The following is a 17,079-nucleotide window of genomic DNA, read 5'->3' on the forward strand; positions in this document are numbered from 1 at the left end:
AAATCATATCGATATTACCAAGTATTTTTTATTTACCCAATTCATTAAATATCCTTTCATCCAGCTTTCTTAACTCTTCCAATGTATAAAGCTGCCCTTCAGGATCAAAGAACTTTTCAAAATCAAATTTTCCTTCTTTATAAAGCTTGTACCGCTTTGGCCCTAGCCATTCTTTCTGGAAGAAATCATCTGTTTTCTTAAAAAACTCTCTGAATGTTGTATTGGCATCCAATTGGCCGATGAGTTGGCTACGCTCCTCTTTGGGGATGTCTTTAACTCTCCGCTCATCCATGACAAACGGACGTTCTCCTACCAAGAGACCATCTTTCTCAACTGGTACCAGAATGCTTCTGCAGTGTGGATGTAAGGGCGGCACCCGTTTAGCTGGATCGTTAATCTCCCATACGGAACCATCAAGAGATGCACAAAGTTTTGAAGTTCTACCATCCAGCGTTGCGACAAGCTTTACGTATTCAAAGCCAATCCGATTAAAAATATCTAGGTAAGCTTGATTGGCCACATGACTTCGAACCGTCCTTACAGTCCTATCGATATCATATTTAGTGCTAGTTAAAATGCCATCTTCATAATTGAGGCGCTTGGTACCACGAATACGCTGGACAATTTCCTGATTAGTTTTACCAGAGCTAATCCCATCACGAATAGCATATTCAACCTTTAGACGGGCGCTTTCAGCTATTTTAGAAAGAAGTTCATCAACCAGTGCTCCACCAACTAAAGGGATCTTCTTCGCGGCAGTAAAAAGCTTTTCACCGTTAGGTTTCTTAATCTTGCTTCCATAAAGCTTCGCCATGTAATTAGCTTCATAAACAGCTAATGCCGTAGCTGAAACGGCGAATGCTTCAGGCAAAGAAGTATTTACTGTCGTAAACCACTGATAAATTAAATCCCGAATCTCTTTAAGGTTTGTCGTGGTGTACTGGCCACCAGCAAGAGCTACCTTTTCAGAATCATTTAACTCATCCAACAAATCTCGAAGCTTTGCCAGCATAACTGCCGACTCATCATTAAAGATTGTTAATAATTCATTAACTGATTGAGAAGAAGTTCGATATAAATACGCCTGATGTTGTGTAAGTACTTCGATCAAGGTTTTATCTTTTGAAGTCATGTCTCACCTCTACAACGGCATACTATCCCGCTCACTTTCAACTCGCTTCAGCTCTTCCTTAAAATCATGAGCTGGCAACTTCCCAGTAGCGATATATTCCCAATAGGTCTGAAATGAATTCTTTCCAGAAATAGCACCTTCATAAAGCTGCTTAGCCAGATTGATATCGTATTTCTGGACAATAAACTCAGGCTCTACCGTAAAACTAATTTTAGAAGGATCAAGTTTTAGCCACTGAGCTGCATATTTAATGGCTTGTTCAATAGCAGCTGCTGCACACATCACAATACTGTGTAAGCTCGCATGCTGATCATCCTGACGTGCACGGCGGGCTTCGCCTGATTCTTGTGTATTCGTGTCTACAACTTTTGCCCCAGCTTCAAGAGCTGCATTTTTTTGGGAATCCATTTCCTGTTTGGTTAATTCAATGCCACTGCCAGAAATTTCCAAGTAACCGCATTGTGATTCCTTAGGCAGACTCCAGACAGCCATGACACCAGTAACACTAATATCTGGATCATCATCATTGTCGATGCCGTTTATCCAAGGTTGTGGATGTGCTGTGTGATGAAGTGACTGAAAATAGTCCGCGCTGAGCTGGTAATGCTTTAGTGCTGCTTTTGCCATGGTTAAAAGAGGTACTGTGCCAACATCCGGCGAATTATCAGTGGTACCGCAGAAAACAAAAGGCGTGAACGTTAATTGATTACCGCCCAATGTAGGCGTTTTATCTTCTTCACTAGAGCCATCAAACAAACGAACTGCTAAGACCCCGTCAATCATGGATAAAACACGGTGGACTGTTTTAGTATCATGGCCAAACTCATCTTCACTATTATCAAACTGCTCCTCGAGCACTAATAGCTTCAGATCCTTACGCCCACCTATACTGTTTTCTTTCCAATTGATGATAGATAAAGCGTCATATAACGCAAAATAAGGAACACTTTTATCATCAACATCTACCATTAATCCGCAGCGGCCAAATACCAAGAGCTCCAGACAAATACGAATAAAAAGCTGTTTTAGTCCAAATCCATCATTAGTTGCATTATCAATTAGCCCTTTAAGCAAAGAACTTTCAATAACAAAATTCGGATCAAGCTTCGAGACTAGACCAATCATCGTGCGTAATGAATCTTGAACCCATAATGGATACTGAGCTCGGCTGAGATAGGCTTTATAAATCTCTCCAGTCGTATCCCCCTGCTTTTCAGCTTCAATCATGCCAGCTGATTTAGCCAGGTACTTTGTTTGTTCCTGTTTGATTTGCTCTTCACCTGCAACAGCGTCGCGCATAATCAACCAGCTTTTTTGTGCAGCAATATACTGCGGATGTTTATCAGTAACTGCCATAAAAACACCAATAAAAAAGCACCTATAAAGGTGCGTTGTTTAAGACATCCCACGAATTCTACGCATACCAATTGATTTTTTATCAATGGGAAATAGATAAGCGATTGGATATGTACCAGCATCATTCATATGGTCAAATCCTGATTTCTTATCAGGTTGTCCATAATCATCATAAATTTGTCGCTCTAAGCATTTAGCAAAGTGTGGGCATTTGGTCACGTTCACAAATAACCTGCGCTCAGATAACGTATTGCAGAGCATGCCATTCATAGAGTTGATGCGATCTTTAACAGCAGGGTTTCTGTTATTCACATGAACTTTAAATCCTGCCTTTCTGAGCAAAGCCAGATCCGTTTCACTTGCATTACTAGACTTACGGTTTTCACCTGAAGCATCCGGATATACAGCAATTTCATGATTAGGAAAACGCTCCTGAATAGCTTCAATCATTGCTGGGGTATCAAAAAGATTTACGAACTCATCAACAGCATGCATCTGCTCACCACGGCGAACATATACAACTGCAGCCATTTTGGTTACGTTGAAGTCCATCCCCACATGAAGCACATCATTTGCCTGAACTGTTTCTGTCGATGCGCTTAGTAAACGATTAAAGCAGTAAAAGATAACGCCTTGGTAACTTTCAAAGCTTGCCTCATATTCCTGACTAAATGTCTTAGGATCCATCTTGCGCTTAGCAACAATGATTTCAGACTCAGGAATATTCCCCCCTTGTAGGGAGGTATAAGAAAAGCTTTTACAATCTGGTTCATGCCCCGGCTGACCATCCATGAAAGTGTCATAACAATGGTTAAAGCCCTTAGGTGTTCCAATCCTTAAAACATGTCCACCAACTCGTTGCTCACCATTTACCACATATTTACATGTAGAAAGCATTGGGCGAAGTACTTCTTCCCATGCAGCCCACTTACAATCAGCCCATTCATCAATGATTAAGAAAAATAAGCCAGAACCGCGAAGGTCATCATAATTATCTAAACCTACAACACGGATAACATGGCCGCTTCTTAATGTGATTGAACATTCAGTCTCATTCGGCTTACCAGCTCGCCATGATGCTGGAATTGCCTGCTTTAATCTCTTCCAGAAAACCCGTTTAGCTTGCTTAAATGTAGGTGCTGCATACCAGATTTCATCCTCGACAGAAACATTCCATTTAGCCGCCAGCCTTGCGGCTCTACGCATTTCCGCTTTAGCTAGGAAAGTCTTACCAAAACGTCGGCCACAAACAGCATCACGAAATCGGGCTTCTTTTTGCCAGCCCCACAAATATATATTTGCCTGCTTTGGCGTTAGCTGAACTGAACCTTCAGGAGGATTAAAGAATTGGCTCATTAGGGATCTCCTCATCAGGATTCAAAACAAGTTTGTAATCCTCATCAGGTGGTCTATGTTCTGGTGGATTCACTTCACGCTGTAACTTCTGAAGCTCAAGCTTTTTAATCTCAAGCTCTACTTCAGCTTTTGTTTGGCCTTCTTCATTAACTCTCCCCTTTCTTGCCTGATCGCCTTTCTTGTCATAAAACCCTTTGGTGATTTTTTGCATCTGGTCGACGATCTGGAGTGTCATTCTCACGTTATTTTTTTTGGACCACAGCAGATCATTCAGAATTTTCAACTGGACAATGTCATTTACACCGCTAATTTTATTAAGTGGCTGTTCAAGATACTCATCCCGAACTTTCTCGAAAAAATCTTTAAATTCCTTGCTTAAATCTCTACCCGCAACTTTAGTTGGATCGTAAGATTCAACTTGCTGCCTTGAGACTTCAATATCAAATTCTTCCTTGACGAGTGCTACTGTTTCTTGAGGGGTATTAAAAACAGCAAGTGACTGCACAATAAAGAGTTTTTGCTTTTTGTTTAAAGTCGCCATTTCTCTCTATCCGTCAAGGTACGTCAAGGAAACATGGCAAAAAAAATGAGCCAAACGGCTCAACTTATTAAACATGTCCCACAGCACTTTGAAATATTTACATCTGATACAAACGGCGCTTGCTTCGCCACTTCAATTAGTCGCTTCACGCTTTCGTCCGCTCCCCATCTTTTTATTACACCAACAAACTCTTCATTGTCGTGAAGTAGCTCAGCAATATGATCATGATCAGGGTTATGAAGAGGTCCACCAACAGTTAAAAAGTTTGTGATCACCCAATTCATTAGGTCTGGTGCTGGAGCCAATCTAATTGCTTCATCCTCTTCGGCTTTATCAAGCAAGTCCTGTGGTGGAAATGGTCTGATCTGATCCATTTTCTATTCTCGCTAATTCACTTTTTATCCAGTTGATTGCATAACCTGATTCAATTTGATGAGGCTCAAGACGCTCAAATACATAACCTCTATCCAAAGCTAGATCATATTTACCTACAGCATTTGCAATCTTTCTACCCCCGCGACCAACAGCCCAAGGGCTACCAGCAATTTCTATAAGTAGATTCAACTTCACAATATAAAAATCGAATCGCCAGTTTTTGGTTGATTCAAATTGAAATTTCCGTCGATAACCAATTAGATGCTCTTCTAGTTCTTGAAATAAAGTTTCCTCGGCCTCGAGAAATTTTTCTTTTGCCTTAGGTAGTGGTCTGGATTTTGGTTTGGTTTTAGGTTCTTTTTTCCGGGTAAGCCAAAAGTATTCTTTATCGTTCATATTTCACCCATAAAAAAACCGCCCTTAGGCGGTGGCTAAACTCAGAGACAATAAAATATTACTTCTTAAAAGTTGACTTATAGAGCTTTGAATTAAAGAAATCCGTAATTTCTTTACCTTCGTTTTGAACTTTTTCCTCATTTAAAGGTAAAAAATCTAATTCAGATTTTAAGCTCATAAACTCTGGAATAAATTTTTTAATTGGTGGAGGTGGTTTAGGTCCTCCTTCTGTAATTTTTTCGATAAATCCAGCTAACCATAAAATGTATTCATCTTTTAAATTATGATGGGGGATCAGACTCACATCTATTTTTACTTTGCATTCATCTAGTGGTGTACTAAATAATTCCATAAAATCAATAAAATTATATTTTAATTTAAATTCAGTCCCCTCAATTTCACTGCGTATAAATTTCATAAGTGTGTTCATATTTTCAATACAATCTTGTGAAAATAGTTCTTCATCTTTCACTTTCTTATAAATATTTTCCGCAAAAATAAGATACTGTGGCATTTCGGGAGATCCTCATTTTTATAAAGTAATTTTTCTAAAGGTATTCCTATTACAACAATGTTACAACAAGTAATTTTAGTTTTTTAAGGAAATTTTAAGATAAGATATAAATCATTTATATTCAATAACTTATACCACTATAAAGTTGATTTTGCTTTTTAATTTTAAAATGAATTATTCAGGCTAATCGATCAATTTAAAAAGCTTGCCTAGTAGGCAAGCTCCCCCTTTTTGATATTTGCGCTGATCATCAAGGTTAAGTGTTACTTAAAGCAACACTATGATAGTACAGAAATATTTAAAAATAAAAAAGCCCATTTCTGCTTCTCAATCAGAAATGGGCTTAGCGAAAAAATTTCGCTAATACCTGAAATAGGAAATATCTATTCGGAAATATTTCCAACTGAATATTTGCATAATATTTAAGCACTATCAATATGAATTGAATTAAAAATAAAATAATTCAAATGTTTAAAAAACATAGATATTTTAATACACAACTATTTTCAGAGCTATGTAAACTTGTTTGATTCCTAGTACGAATAATCCAGCTATTTGAACTATTAACTTTAATGGATCTTAAAAAAAATTAAAAAAGCCCCGCCAATATCTAGTATTTAGCGGAGCCATTTTGTGCCGTAATACGCTCGGCAAATTTTAAAAAATCAAATTTCAACTTTTAGTTGAAGATTCAATCTGAACTTTATATTTAATTTTTTTATCCTCATCAGTATAGGATAAAATTTGCTCATCCCTTTTTTTTCTTAGTTTTCCAATTTCAGAATCAATTTTTGCTGTAATCAAAGACTCTTCTTCTTCTTCCTCATTTGGAATGTACTCTATAGGTGGTTTCACATTTTAAAACTCCTGACCCTTCTCGCATTGTTAGTACAGGACAGGTAAATAAAGTAGTGCATTCATGTGTTTTATAGTAAAGAAGAGAATATAGCCAATCCGTAAAACAAAAAAGCCCACCTTTTGGCGAGCTCTTTTAAAGGTTATCTTGGTTTCTTAATTAATTTTTCTGGCATAGAGTCGCCAACAATCTTGATTGGTGGAGTTGGAGCTGGTGGCGGTACTGGCTTAGATGCACTTATACCCATATTATTTATGCTCCAGTTTACGTTTATCACTTCTTTCTTCAATAACTATTGGGGGTCTATCAACCTCTGGAGGAACAGGCTTATTAAATCGAATCTTTTCCATATCACTTAAATGATCAAAATATCAACTATAATCAATAGTACAGTTAACACAAACATTAATCCACAGAATTTTATCTCTATAAAAGCCTTATTCAAATAATTAACTTTTATAGCATTTCTATCTTCATATGTTTTAATCACCCCAGCCATATCGATGGAAAGATAATAGTAGATAGTTGTTAGCTCATTCTGTGTAAAGTAATTGACCATATCCTTATTATTTTCTAGTTTCCCCACCTTACTAACTTCTAGAACATGAAATAAATTTCTAGCTATACTGGATAATGACAAGAAAACAAAAACCATCAAAACGACAATTAAGTAAAATATAAAAGATTTGTTTTCAACATCAAACAAATACTGTTTTGAAAATATACTCATAGCTGCAATAATTATTGATGTAAATGTTAGATATTTAGCTGCTTTATCCTCATGTTTTGCATGTAATGCCTTTACACTTTCAAGCCCTTTTAATTGAAACTCATATAGTGTTTTATAAACTTCTTTATCAAATTGATCATCGTCAGCCATAAACATCCCAGAATGACAAAACCCCGCATTTGCGAGGCTTTTAAATGGCTTTAAATTAAAAAATCGCCAAGATATCACGAATATGCCACAACCTGTATTTACAGTCAAGAAAGTTGATTTTCAATAACTACAATCTTTATAAATTTTTCAATTTGAAAATGTGGATAACGTGATTTGATAAAAGCCAAGCCACATTTAATATCCTGTTGAATTTGCGAACCATATGTGTCACTACTCTTTGCAATATCACGAATTGACTCACCCATAACGTAATGCCACCAGATCGCCCCAATCCACTCCTGAAGAACCTCATCATCTATAGATTGAAGATCAAGTATCAATCTATGGATTGCACGTGCTTCGTTATCGTTTAACTGACAGCAAGTGCCCTTACGACGGGTACACAGGCGATCTTTTAAATTTTCATCGCTCATATACATAGCCATTAATTGCTCACGTTGTTTTTGAGTGATGCGCTTAGTTGGCATGGTTTTAACAACTTTAACCATTGTTTCAGTATTACCGTTTAGCCATGCTCCTAACTGACGACACCACTCTTCAAAACTATACTTAGACCAATCGACCGCTTGTAAAATGTGTTGTACTGGCATATTCATTATCATCCCACCAATTGCTCAATTTGTTTAATCGCCACGCCTGCTTTAACTTGCTCTATACTGAACCGTAAAACTGTAAAACCCATCATTGCCGCCGAGTTATATTTCTCCATATCCCCGATATAACCTTTGCCTCTTGTGTGACGTCCACCGCTCCAGATCCCACCTTCCACTTCAACCAATATCTTCTTACCCGTAATTAAAAAATCCGCCCGCCATTTACGTTTTGGGTGGAATTTATATTCCTGCTCAAAATCAATCTTGCAGGCTTTAAGATGAGTTGCTAATAAAACCTCCCCTACACTTGGTTCCCGTGTTTGCTTTGCTGAACGGCGCTTTTTATTTTTCTGAATAGGAAATAATTCACGGTATTCAGCAAGGCTCATTGATGTCATGCGGCCCCCTTTGTAGTGAAACCAACTTGAATGAGGTATGGCATTAATTTCTGTTGTTGTGCAGGATCTGCGAGTTTTACTGCGATACGTGCTGCAAGTTGTTCATAGCTTTCGTTACCTTCGGCGTATTTGCTTGCAAACTCTGGATGTACGGAAAGTTTTTGAGCAAAAGCGTAAATCTGTTTTGAACTAAGTGTGTTTGATTCACCCTGCGGGACTCGAACCTGTGTTTCAGCTTTTGGGTATTTAGAATGATCACGTGCTTGGTATTTGCCACATGCGTTGATTAACCAATCAGCAAAGTGATAATTCATGAGTTCATCACAAAGATTCTTCTGAGCGTTGTAGAGTTCAAATGCTCGTAACTCACGATCGAACCAAGTCGCGTTTTTGATTTGCTCGTAAGTTTCCTGATCAGTTGCCAAACGAATTTCTTCACCAAGTTTTTTCAAACTCAACCATGTTTTTTTATTTTTAGATTCAATTGATAGATTCTTTGAAAGATTCCGTGTCCCAACGTTGGGACTGTTTAACGGAATTGTTGGGACTCTTTCATGGAATTGTTGGAACTGTTCCGTTGTTGGAACTGTTCCATTGTTGGGACTGTTTAAATCATCATTTCCCATGTCAAAGTGTACCGTTGTTGGTACTGTTTCTCGGCCCTTGACTCCGATCAAAAGATAAACTTTAACTTGCTTTGTTCTGCCTTCACGCTTACCAGTATCGATAATAAATCCGTCCTCGATTAACTCATCAATAATTTTTAATACTGTCTTACGGTCCATTTCTGTATCCTCGACTAGACGGGCAACACTTGGATAGCATTCATGAGTTTCGCCCGCTCTATCTGCTAACGAAAGAAGGACCAATTTTTTAAGTGGTTTTAAGGCACCACCTAACTTTTGTTTTTGCCGGGTTTTCCAAGCCCAAACTGTTGCATCTAAGCTCATAGATCTTCCCCTAAAAATTCAAATGCGCTTTTCGCCACAATTGAAACTTGTCCATTTCCAATGGCTTTAAGTCGGTCCACCCGATTGGCCACCCCATCAGCCACTCGACCCAGTTCGGGTTCAATCGCCCACCATTCCCACCCTCTGGCGAAACTGCTGTATTGAGACGGATCTGGCGTCCCTTCGCTTTGCGTTCGACTAAAGACTCGTTGCTCCACTTGTTTGCATCGCTCGCAGTTGGTGTCGGAAAATTCATGATCGCACCCGGTAAACCATTTCTCGGATGAGGACTTACATTGCCACGCTTGTTCCAGTCGGATGCTTTTGGGGTTGGCCACATCTTTACCGTTGATTCCAGACAAGGACTTTTCCTGTTGCGTTCCGATAGACAATCCATTCGTTTTGCATCCGATGCTTTGGGGGTTGGCCAACGTTCGGGAGTTTTTATTTGCTGAGCTAGTGAAATGCCTGTCATATTTGCCGTTATTTTCCCACCCCGTGTTGAGTCGCTCGCTGCGGGAGTAGCCCACAATCCAGATTCGGTCACGGATATGGGGCGCTCCAAAGTTAGATGCTGAAAAACGTGCCCATTGCGCGTCATACCCCATTTGGGCAAGGTCACTGATGACTCTTGTAAGTCCTCTGGAAACAAGCATTGGTGAGTTTTCCACGAACACGTAGCTAGGTCGTACTTCACCGATAATTCGTGCCATTTCTGCCCAAAGCCCGGAACGTTCACCTTCGATACCTGCTCCTTTTCCTGCAGATGAGATGTCTTGGCACGGAAAGCCGCCAGATATAACGTCAACAATTCCTCTCCATGGATTTCCGTCAAAAGTTGTAATGTCAGACCAAATTGGGAAAGCTTCGAGAATTCCATCATTCTGTCGTTGCGCCAGAACTTGTGCGGCGTAGGCATCACGTTCAACTGCGCACACTGTTCGCCATCCCAAGAGATAAGATGCGAGTACTCCACCACCAGCGCCTGCGAAAAGAGCCAACTCATTCATTTATCCCCCTCTTCATTCATTTGAATGAAAGTGCTGCCCAAATAACGGATCCGTTTAGCCCGATATAAGCTTGAGATAATTTGGCCAGCATGGAAAAGTGGCATTCTGTGCTGATCTGAAAGTGCTTGCATAAACTCATCACGTTTTACCGCTGCATTTTTTTCTTCGCGGTTTTGGTTTCTCAAATTCTCTCTACGCTTTTCAAGTAAATCGTCTAACGTTTTTAGAGCTGGCTCATACCAAGATTGAATTATTTGCTGCCTCTTCTGTTCTTGCAGATTGTCTTTAGTGGTTTGATTTGATAAATTAGTTTGCATATTCATTGACCTCGAAATTAATGAATTAACTAAGCCTGATCCACGAAATCAGGCTTTTTTAATTTCTAAAATATGTGAATCAGGGTTTACCCCAACACGACCAAGAATTCCCAAGCTCTCCCTTTTCTTCCTATTTTTATTAGCTCTTTCAAGCATTAAGCTAACTTCATGGTATTCACCCATAATTGCTTTTTCTAAAAGGACAATAGCTTGATGTGCATAATCATTCCCTCTAACGTCGGCAATAAGACGCAATCGCTCCATCATGTCGGGGAGCATCTTCAAACGAAGATCTTCTTTTTCAAGGCTCATAAAAAATTCCTTATTCAGCAGTTGCTTTGTGTTTTAGTGGCACTTTGCCTTCAGCTAAATCACGAATTTGATATTCACGAGCTAATGGGATTTTCTGATCTGGCCATTGATAAACCGCTGAAGGCTCAATGCCTAACATTCCAGCCAACCCCACACCATTCACCCCAAGCAACTTAAATGCTTCTTCTTTAGTCATAATCACACCCAAAAAGTAAGATTTCTTAGTATTTAATCAAAGAAAACTTATAAAAGCAATATGTAAGATAACTTATATGAATACAGATACTATTGGTCAGCGCATACGTGCGCTTAGACGAGCTAAAAAATTAACTCAAGTGCAATTAGCGAAGATTGCAGGTGTTAGTTCGCCTGCTGTTACGGAATGGGAAAAAGACAGTTATTTACCCAAAGCAGGCTCGTTAGAGGCAATGGCTAATGCATTTGGAGTTACAACTGAATATATTTTGACAGGTAAAGGTGAAATTCCTGTTCAAGCAACTACAAATGTAGCCCCTGTTCAAGCTCGTATGGCTCCAGTTCTCTCTTGGGTTCAAGCAGGTAACTTTACTAATGTTGAATCTGTAGATATGTCTCAGGTTGTCGAATGGTTTCCATTACCAGACGACTGCGAAAAATGTTTTTACCTAAAAGTCAGAGGTGTAAGTAATGAGCCAGACTTCATTGAAGGAGATTACATTGTTGTAGATCCAACGGTTCATTATTCTGATATGCAATCTGGAGACATCATTGTTGTTAGAAATGATAAAGATGCGACTTTCAAGAAGTTAGTTATTGAATCTGACGGCTCACGATATCTCAAGGCAATAAACCCGAACTTTCATCCAAATATCTTACCAATTGATGAAAATTGTCACTTCATTGGACAAGTGATTGATTCAATGAGGTATACATATCGCGCAAAAAGAAGAGTCCGTAAAAGTTAATTTAAGAAAATTATGACCTAATACATTCTATTTAATTAGGAAAATGAATATTTCAATACCACGCATGAAGCTATAAATAAAAGTTAAAAATGAATTAATGAGAACACAACACAATATTTTCAGAAAGGGAATCAAGATATGGAAAAAATTGAAGTAAATTCCCGCAATATAAGCCATGTTCTTTACCAGCATTTCTTATTGACGGTGGTGCTCAGAACAGGTGAAAGGTTTATTTACAGACTTCTTGAAGCAAGTACATTCAAAGAGTTTATTGATTCAGAAGACAGAGATAAATTTTATAGAAGCCATATTGAGGCTAATAAGAAATTTAAACGGATTCAACTTTTTGTGTAATTGAAACCGTGACCCGACACGGCCCAATAGAATATATCGGAAGGAGTTAATAATGAGTTTTAATTTTGAAAATTTAAATCAAAGTGTTCGCGAAAAGATGTTGAAAGAAATTCAATTAGATATTTCTAATAATAATCTATATTTAAGCAAAAGATTTAGTCAAAAAGGCATATATGATTATCCAGATATTTTAATGAAACATGTTGCTAGTGGTGATGAAGTATCACTTGGTAGTGAGTTAAATCTAGATGGCAGATTTAACTCAATGGAACAAACAAAAACAGGGATTAAAAAGGTTCCATTTAATGCACATGAAACCTTAGCCGAAGATCAGTTTAATCGCTTCTATGTAAGGGCTTTGTGTTTGGTTGCAATTGAAACAAATAAGTCACTTCAAGTTTACAGGGCAAAGAGTGTATCGAATGCAAGAACGGCATCTCAACAAAAGATTGGTGAGCTTGTTGACCCGATTCAATTACTTAATGATCTAAGATCTAATGGGTTAGACACAGCGTTAGGCTTACCTGCGGGGCCCAACTCAGGATTAAGTGTCAAATTAATTTAATACCAAGTAAAAACTAGAGAGCCATCTTTTTGCAATATATATCCAGATGCATTCATATGGTTTTCTATTTCATCCATATATATCATCTTTTGTCGTACCATCGTCATTAAGAAAGTTGGACAGATATATATCATGCTTATGTGATAAAGCTGTCAATTCTTCTAAAAATCTTAATTTAGCCTTTTCGTTCATAATCCCCCCATCCAACCCACCACCATGGTGGGTTTTCTTTTGTCTATTAACACAAGGAAAATAAGTTATCTTAAAAAAACTTAAGTATTCTTACATTTCCACTTGACTCAAAAACTAAGTTTTCTTATATTTATCTCATAGACAACAAAAAAGCACATCGAACCTTCTACCTCTCGATGTGCTTTTGCAAACTGCGAGATCAATTATGAACGTAAATGCAATTCCTTTCAACCAATTCAAAGTTACAGGCTTTACCGCTTTAGTTTTGATTGCTGGTTTAGCTTCTTGTGAATACAAGACTGCTCAATCTAGCTCTGCATCTAATACCTACAACTTCACACCACAAACTCAACCTAGCAGCTATGGCGTTCAAACAGCGAAAATCACAGGTAAGACCTCAGGCATTGCAGTTATCAAACTTGATGGCTTCCGAGTAAACGTAAGCTTTGATTTTGAAACCCATCCTGATAGTTACGGTGTTCCGGGTTCTGAATTTACTGCGGTTGATGTAACCCAGCTCACAATTAATGAAATAAAAGATGTAAACGGTAAGTCATACAACGATTTCACTGATTACAACGATCACCGCAATATCAATGCCCTTCTCAAAGGCTTCATCGAACGTAATAAGTTGGTGGAGGCTTAATCATGTCTAACGTCAAAAAACACCCTGATGGTTATAAGTCTTATTTAGGCCGTGACAATACAGGCCTCTACTCTGTTCGCATTGGCTGGACTGTTTATGTCTCAAATGCTAATGGCTCAGTTCTTTATAAAGTTAAAGACGACATTAAGACGCCTTTAGATGTTGAAAAGTTCAAAACTGAATATCCGAACGTTTGGGAAGTTCTCACACAAGAAATTAGCTTTCAGCGCTCTAAGCAACTAGCTAAAGACCTAGGCGGCTCACACATCCCTTCACCTGACCGTAAAGCTTATAAGCAAAAACGTGGCTTTACTGGTAGTAGATAGGAGCAAAATATTATGGCTTTAAATATTATTCGACCTTCTCAGCCAATCTTAGTAAATGCCATTAAAGTTTACTTCTATGGCGACCCAGGTATGCATAAAACAACCTTGGGCATGACTGCTGATAAACCACTTATTATCGATGCTGACAAAGGTGCTTACCGTACTGGGGCAAATCGCCGTGGTGATGTGGTAGTAGCTGAAACATGGCTTGATATAGCTAATATCACAGAGAACGACTTAGCTCCATACAATACAGTTGTTTTCGATACTATCGGCCGTGTCCTTGATCTGATTAAAGCTCACCTAGCAAGCAATCAAAAAAACACTAAAAGTGATGGTTCTTTAAAGCTGAACGTTCAAGGTGTTGCCAACAACATGTTTAGTTTATTCGTCAATAAACTAATTGGATTTGGCAAAGATGTCATTTTCATTGCTCATGCTACTGAAGATAAAAACGATACTTTGACTTTGGTTCGTCCAGATCTAGGCGGCAAAAACCGTCAAGAGATTTACCGCCTAGCTGATGCCATGGCCTATCTTGCAGAAGAAACTGATGCAAAAGGTAATACCAACAAAGTACTTAAGTTCAAGGGTGGCGAAGGTTTCCATACTAAAGATTCTGGAGCTCTAGGAAACATTATTGTTCCTGATCTACACAAACCCGAGAACGCTAACTTTATGGCTAATTTAATCCAGCGTACTAAGGACCATTTAAACACACTGACCCCTGAGCAGCAGGCAACTATGAAATTGCAGCAAGAATGGGAGCAATGGAATAAAGCATGTGAAGAGGCGCACTACCCTTCTGATTTCAATGCATTGCTAGAAACATTAGATCAAAACCATCCACATATTAAAAACATGTGGGAATGCATGAAGCACTATGCAACTAACCTAGGATTCACCTACAACAAAGAAAAAAGGAAGTGGCTGGAACTGGAAGTTTTACCTTCAACCATTTCGGAAGAACAGCGTGACGAACTTCAGAACTTTATTGCTGAACGTGGATTAGATGTGAAAACGGTTTGTGAGCACTTAGGCATTGATGCCCTTATCCAAATTGAAGCGGCAAAACTAACAGCAGTTAAAAAAGACATTGAAACATTGGCTAAAACGGGGATGACAGCATGAAAATACTTAATAAAATCGAAGCAAAACTTGCTTGGGCCAATGGTGAATTACTATTAGTAAATAATACAGAGCGTAATGGCTGGGAACTTTTTAACCCTTATGATTTTGGTTTTGATGTATTTGATAAATTTGAATTTCAAATTAAACCAAGAACTATTTTTATTGGTGAGTTTGAAGTGCCAGAGCCATTAAAAGAAGTGCCAGAAAAAGGTTCTACTTGCTCTTATCCAAGCCCAACTGTTGAATTAGGTGTGCAGCAGTTTAAGTGGAATGGTTCTAAAGGACAATTGCGCATGCTCCAGCATGGCCAAGTTCACTCAAGTTTTGATAATGCATTTGCTCATTGCTGCGCGATTATCAAAGTCAGTGGTGGTGAGTTTGCTGAAGATATGCTGAAACTTCTGAATAAGCCAACTGAGGAAGATGAAGTACTTACCGAAAGTGTTGTTGTATCTTCAAATGTGAAAACGTCAACAACAAATAATTCAGAAAAAACACCAATAACTGAACCCGTTGTTAAGGAAGAAACCGAAGATGCGGAATATAAAAAGACACTTGAGACACTTTTACAGCGTGTAAAAGAGTCTAAAACACCAGCTGAGGTAAATGCTGTTTATCGATACACCCGTACATGGTCAGATAAACAAATGGATCCTTTACTCAAAGCTACACACAAGCGTTTGACTGAGCTTGCAGATGAAAAGCCTGTAGAGAGTGAACCGCCTTCACTAATGGTTCAGATCCAAACTGCACCAGACCTTACAACTTTAGATGCTTTGGAAATTGATGTGTCTGCACGAGATACGTTAATTCAACCGAAGCTTATGGGCTACATAAAAAAACGCCGCTTCGAGTTAGAAAATCCAGCAGGTTCTCAACCAGATGCTGAACCTGATTACTTACTAGAGGAACCTTTCTAATGTCGAAACAGATTACTCCAGAGTTTCTTTTCGAGCCAAAGCTGCTACCCAAGCAGCTTTTCGAGAAGTTCATAGTATTTAATGTAAATGCTGGTTATCGCGGAAGAGGTACACCGAAAGGCGTAAACCTGATTAAAGGTAATAAAGCTACCCTCACCTTAACCGATAAAGGTGAGATGAACAAAGCAGCTCAAGAGCGCTACAAATTAATGTTATTGAAGTATTTCAAGGAAGGTCGCTCAGCAATGGATGAGCTGAATCATGAAGTTAAACGTATTTATAAACAGGTGGCGTGAATGAGTAAGGTTATTGGTGAAGTTAATTTGAACCCTAGCTGTATTGAAGGTACACCCGCTGAAGTAGCAGCACATATCTTTCAAAAAATTATTTGCCCAAGTACGGAAGAGTTACTTAAAAACAATCCTGAAGCAGCCAAAGTATTTGCATATCACATTTTTGGATTAGCTCTATCTCAGTTTGCTGAGTTTCAATCTACTAAGAATTTTGAGAAAACAGTGAGCGTTACCCTGAACAACTTAGTAACTCGCTTAAAGCAAGAACGTAACGAATTGAGGAGCTAACGAATGAAAGAAGCACTCTATGGAACAAATATTTTATGGTTTTTAGCTTTTTTAATTTCTGTGTATTGGTGAGGTGATTTAAATGAAATGTATTGATAAACAAGCCGAGATTGATAAATTCAACGCCGCTAATGATGATGAAGAATTTTCACCCGAATCTCTTGCGGCAATCCTTGATGTTTCGACTTCTTGGTTGCAAAAAAAGCGTTGTGAAGGTGGTGGTATTCCATTTGCAAAAGTACATTACAGAAAAATAATCTACAAAAAATCTGATGTGTTAGCCTATATAGAACGACGTCGCATACAATCAACATCACAAATGGCGGTTTAACCGCCTTTTTTATTAAAAAAAATTTGTAGGCAAACAATAGGCTAAAAACTCATAAAAATAGGCAAATTAAAAGAAATAGGCA

26 protein-coding genes are annotated in these 17,079 nt (G+C 38.4%); 10 read left to right on the top strand and 16 right to left on the bottom strand.

Translation table 11 applies throughout. The annotated features are described in order from the left end of the window. Positions 1 to 28: 28 nt before the first annotated feature. The 16 genes from K6I41_RS13920 to K6I41_RS13995 all read right to left on the bottom strand — a co-directional run bounded on the left by K6I41_RS13920 (position 29) and on the right by K6I41_RS13995 (position 11,203). Positions 29 to 1,132 carry a minor capsid protein gene (locus K6I41_RS13920; protein ID WP_250374615.1) on the bottom strand — a complete coding sequence of 368 codons (1,104 nt, stop codon included), beginning with the start codon at positions 1,130 to 1,132 and terminating at the stop codon, positions 29 to 31. 9 nt (positions 1,133 to 1,141) lie between these two features. Next, on the bottom strand, positions 1,142 to 2,488 hold the full coding sequence (locus tag K6I41_RS13925) for a DUF4055 domain-containing protein (protein ID WP_250374616.1): 1,347 nt from the start codon (positions 2,486 to 2,488) through the stop codon (positions 1,142 to 1,144). A gap of 39 nt (positions 2,489 to 2,527) precedes the next feature. Beyond that, a complete protein-coding gene (locus K6I41_RS13930; protein WP_250374617.1) occupies positions 2,528 to 3,844 on the bottom strand; it encodes a phage terminase large subunit family protein in 1,317 nt (438 codons plus the stop codon). Then, a complete protein-coding gene (locus tag K6I41_RS13935; protein WP_250374618.1) occupies positions 3,828 to 4,385 on the bottom strand; it encodes a DUF2280 domain-containing protein in 558 nt (185 codons plus the stop codon). Before K6I41_RS13935 ends, K6I41_RS13930 begins: the two co-directional genes overlap by 17 nt. Before the next feature lie 59 nt (positions 4,386 to 4,444). Next, positions 4,445 to 4,759: a hypothetical protein gene (locus K6I41_RS13940; RefSeq protein ID WP_250374619.1), complete on the bottom strand. Its 315-nt coding sequence runs from the start codon at positions 4,757 to 4,759 to the stop codon at positions 4,445 to 4,447. Next, a complete protein-coding gene (locus K6I41_RS13945; protein WP_250374620.1) occupies positions 4,719 to 5,156 on the bottom strand; it encodes a hypothetical protein in 438 nt (145 codons plus the stop codon). The genes K6I41_RS13940 and K6I41_RS13945 overlap by 41 nt, the downstream gene beginning before the upstream one ends. A gap of 58 nt (positions 5,157 to 5,214) precedes the next feature. After that, a complete protein-coding gene (locus K6I41_RS13950; protein ID WP_250374621.1) occupies positions 5,215 to 5,670 on the bottom strand; it encodes a hypothetical protein in 456 nt (151 codons plus the stop codon). 672 nt (positions 5,671 to 6,342) lie between these two features. Next, positions 6,343 to 6,525, bottom strand: a complete 183-nt coding sequence (locus K6I41_RS13955; RefSeq protein WP_250374622.1) for a hypothetical protein — start codon at positions 6,523 to 6,525, stop codon at positions 6,343 to 6,345. 356 nt (positions 6,526 to 6,881) lie between these two features. Further along, positions 6,882 to 7,406: a hypothetical protein gene (locus tag K6I41_RS13960; protein WP_127491095.1), complete on the bottom strand. Its 525-nt coding sequence runs from the start codon at positions 7,404 to 7,406 to the stop codon at positions 6,882 to 6,884. A gap of 104 nt (positions 7,407 to 7,510) precedes the next feature. Then, on the bottom strand, positions 7,511 to 8,023 hold the full coding sequence (locus K6I41_RS13965; protein ID WP_250374623.1) for a hypothetical protein: 513 nt from the start codon (positions 8,021 to 8,023) through the stop codon (positions 7,511 to 7,513). A 2-nt stretch (positions 8,024 to 8,025) separates the two neighbouring features. Beyond that, on the bottom strand, positions 8,026 to 8,418 hold the full coding sequence (locus tag K6I41_RS13970; RefSeq protein WP_250374624.1) for a DUF559 domain-containing protein: 393 nt from the start codon (positions 8,416 to 8,418) through the stop codon (positions 8,026 to 8,028). Continuing rightward, the gene (locus K6I41_RS13975) at positions 8,415 to 9,368 is read right to left on the bottom strand and encodes a helix-turn-helix domain-containing protein (protein WP_250374625.1); all 954 of its coding nucleotides are present in this window, start codon (positions 9,366 to 9,368) and stop codon (positions 8,415 to 8,417) included. Before K6I41_RS13975 ends, K6I41_RS13970 begins: the two co-directional genes overlap by 4 nt. Next, positions 9,365 to 10,378: a DNA cytosine methyltransferase gene (locus K6I41_RS13980; protein WP_250374626.1), complete on the bottom strand. Its 1,014-nt coding sequence runs from the start codon at positions 10,376 to 10,378 to the stop codon at positions 9,365 to 9,367. The genes K6I41_RS13975 and K6I41_RS13980 overlap by 4 nt, the downstream gene beginning before the upstream one ends. Then, on the bottom strand, positions 10,375 to 10,695 hold the full coding sequence (locus K6I41_RS13985) for a hypothetical protein (protein WP_250374627.1): 321 nt from the start codon (positions 10,693 to 10,695) through the stop codon (positions 10,375 to 10,377). The genes K6I41_RS13980 and K6I41_RS13985 overlap by 4 nt, the downstream gene beginning before the upstream one ends. 48 nt (positions 10,696 to 10,743) lie before the next feature. Beyond that, on the bottom strand, positions 10,744 to 11,007 hold the full coding sequence (locus K6I41_RS13990; RefSeq protein WP_004791049.1) for a hypothetical protein: 264 nt from the start codon (positions 11,005 to 11,007) through the stop codon (positions 10,744 to 10,746). Positions 11,008 to 11,017: 10 nt separating this feature from the next. Further along, entirely contained in the window at positions 11,018 to 11,203 is a 186-nt protein-coding gene (locus K6I41_RS13995) for a Cro/CI family transcriptional regulator (protein WP_151817518.1), read from the bottom strand. A 76-nt stretch (positions 11,204 to 11,279) separates the two neighbouring features. Here K6I41_RS13995 and K6I41_RS14000 point away from each other — a divergent pair, with 76 nt between their 5' ends. The 10 genes from K6I41_RS14000 (at position 11,280) to K6I41_RS14045 (ending at position 16,997) form a co-directional block, all read left to right on the top strand. Next, positions 11,280 to 11,951 carry a LexA family protein gene (locus tag K6I41_RS14000; RefSeq protein WP_151817517.1) on the top strand — a complete coding sequence of 224 codons (672 nt, stop codon included), beginning with the start codon at positions 11,280 to 11,282 and terminating at the stop codon, positions 11,949 to 11,951. A 138-nt stretch (positions 11,952 to 12,089) separates the two neighbouring features. Further along, positions 12,090 to 12,305 carry a KTSC domain-containing protein gene (locus K6I41_RS14005; RefSeq protein WP_068934303.1) on the top strand — a complete coding sequence of 72 codons (216 nt, stop codon included), beginning with the start codon at positions 12,090 to 12,092 and terminating at the stop codon, positions 12,303 to 12,305. 52 nt (positions 12,306 to 12,357) lie between these two features. Further along, the gene (locus K6I41_RS14010; protein WP_151817516.1) at positions 12,358 to 12,870 is read left to right on the top strand and encodes a hypothetical protein; all 513 of its coding nucleotides are present in this window, start codon (positions 12,358 to 12,360) and stop codon (positions 12,868 to 12,870) included. Positions 12,871 to 13,267: 397 nt separating this feature from the next. Then, on the top strand, positions 13,268 to 13,708 hold the full coding sequence (locus K6I41_RS14015) for a hypothetical protein (RefSeq protein ID WP_250374628.1): 441 nt from the start codon (positions 13,268 to 13,270) through the stop codon (positions 13,706 to 13,708). A gap of 2 nt (positions 13,709 to 13,710) precedes the next feature. Continuing rightward, complete coding sequence (locus K6I41_RS14020; RefSeq protein ID WP_250374629.1) at positions 13,711 to 14,034, top strand: hypothetical protein; 324 nt, start codon at positions 13,711 to 13,713, stop codon at positions 14,032 to 14,034. 12 nt (positions 14,035 to 14,046) lie between these two features. Beyond that, entirely contained in the window at positions 14,047 to 15,165 is a 1,119-nt protein-coding gene (locus K6I41_RS14025) for an ATP-binding protein (RefSeq protein ID WP_250374630.1), read from the top strand. After that, a complete protein-coding gene (locus tag K6I41_RS14030; RefSeq protein WP_250374631.1) occupies positions 15,162 to 16,085 on the top strand; it encodes a hypothetical protein in 924 nt (307 codons plus the stop codon). The genes K6I41_RS14025 and K6I41_RS14030 overlap by 4 nt, the downstream gene beginning before the upstream one ends. Beyond that, positions 16,085 to 16,381 (top strand): hypothetical protein, encoded by a 297-nt coding sequence (locus K6I41_RS14035; protein WP_250374632.1) that lies wholly within the window; start codon positions 16,085 to 16,087, stop codon positions 16,379 to 16,381. Before K6I41_RS14030 ends, K6I41_RS14035 begins: the two co-directional genes overlap by 1 nt. Next, positions 16,382 to 16,666 (top strand): hypothetical protein, encoded by a 285-nt coding sequence (locus tag K6I41_RS14040; RefSeq protein ID WP_202745228.1) that lies wholly within the window; start codon positions 16,382 to 16,384, stop codon positions 16,664 to 16,666. An 82-nt stretch (positions 16,667 to 16,748) separates the two neighbouring features. Next, the gene (locus K6I41_RS14045; protein WP_198078883.1) at positions 16,749 to 16,997 is read left to right on the top strand and encodes a helix-turn-helix domain-containing protein; all 249 of its coding nucleotides are present in this window, start codon (positions 16,749 to 16,751) and stop codon (positions 16,995 to 16,997) included. Positions 16,998 to 17,079: the final 82 nt, after the last annotated feature.

It is taken from the genome of Acinetobacter sp. AS23, from assembly GCF_023612055.1.
Lineage (GTDB): Bacteria > Pseudomonadota > Gammaproteobacteria > Pseudomonadales > Moraxellaceae > Acinetobacter > Acinetobacter oleivorans.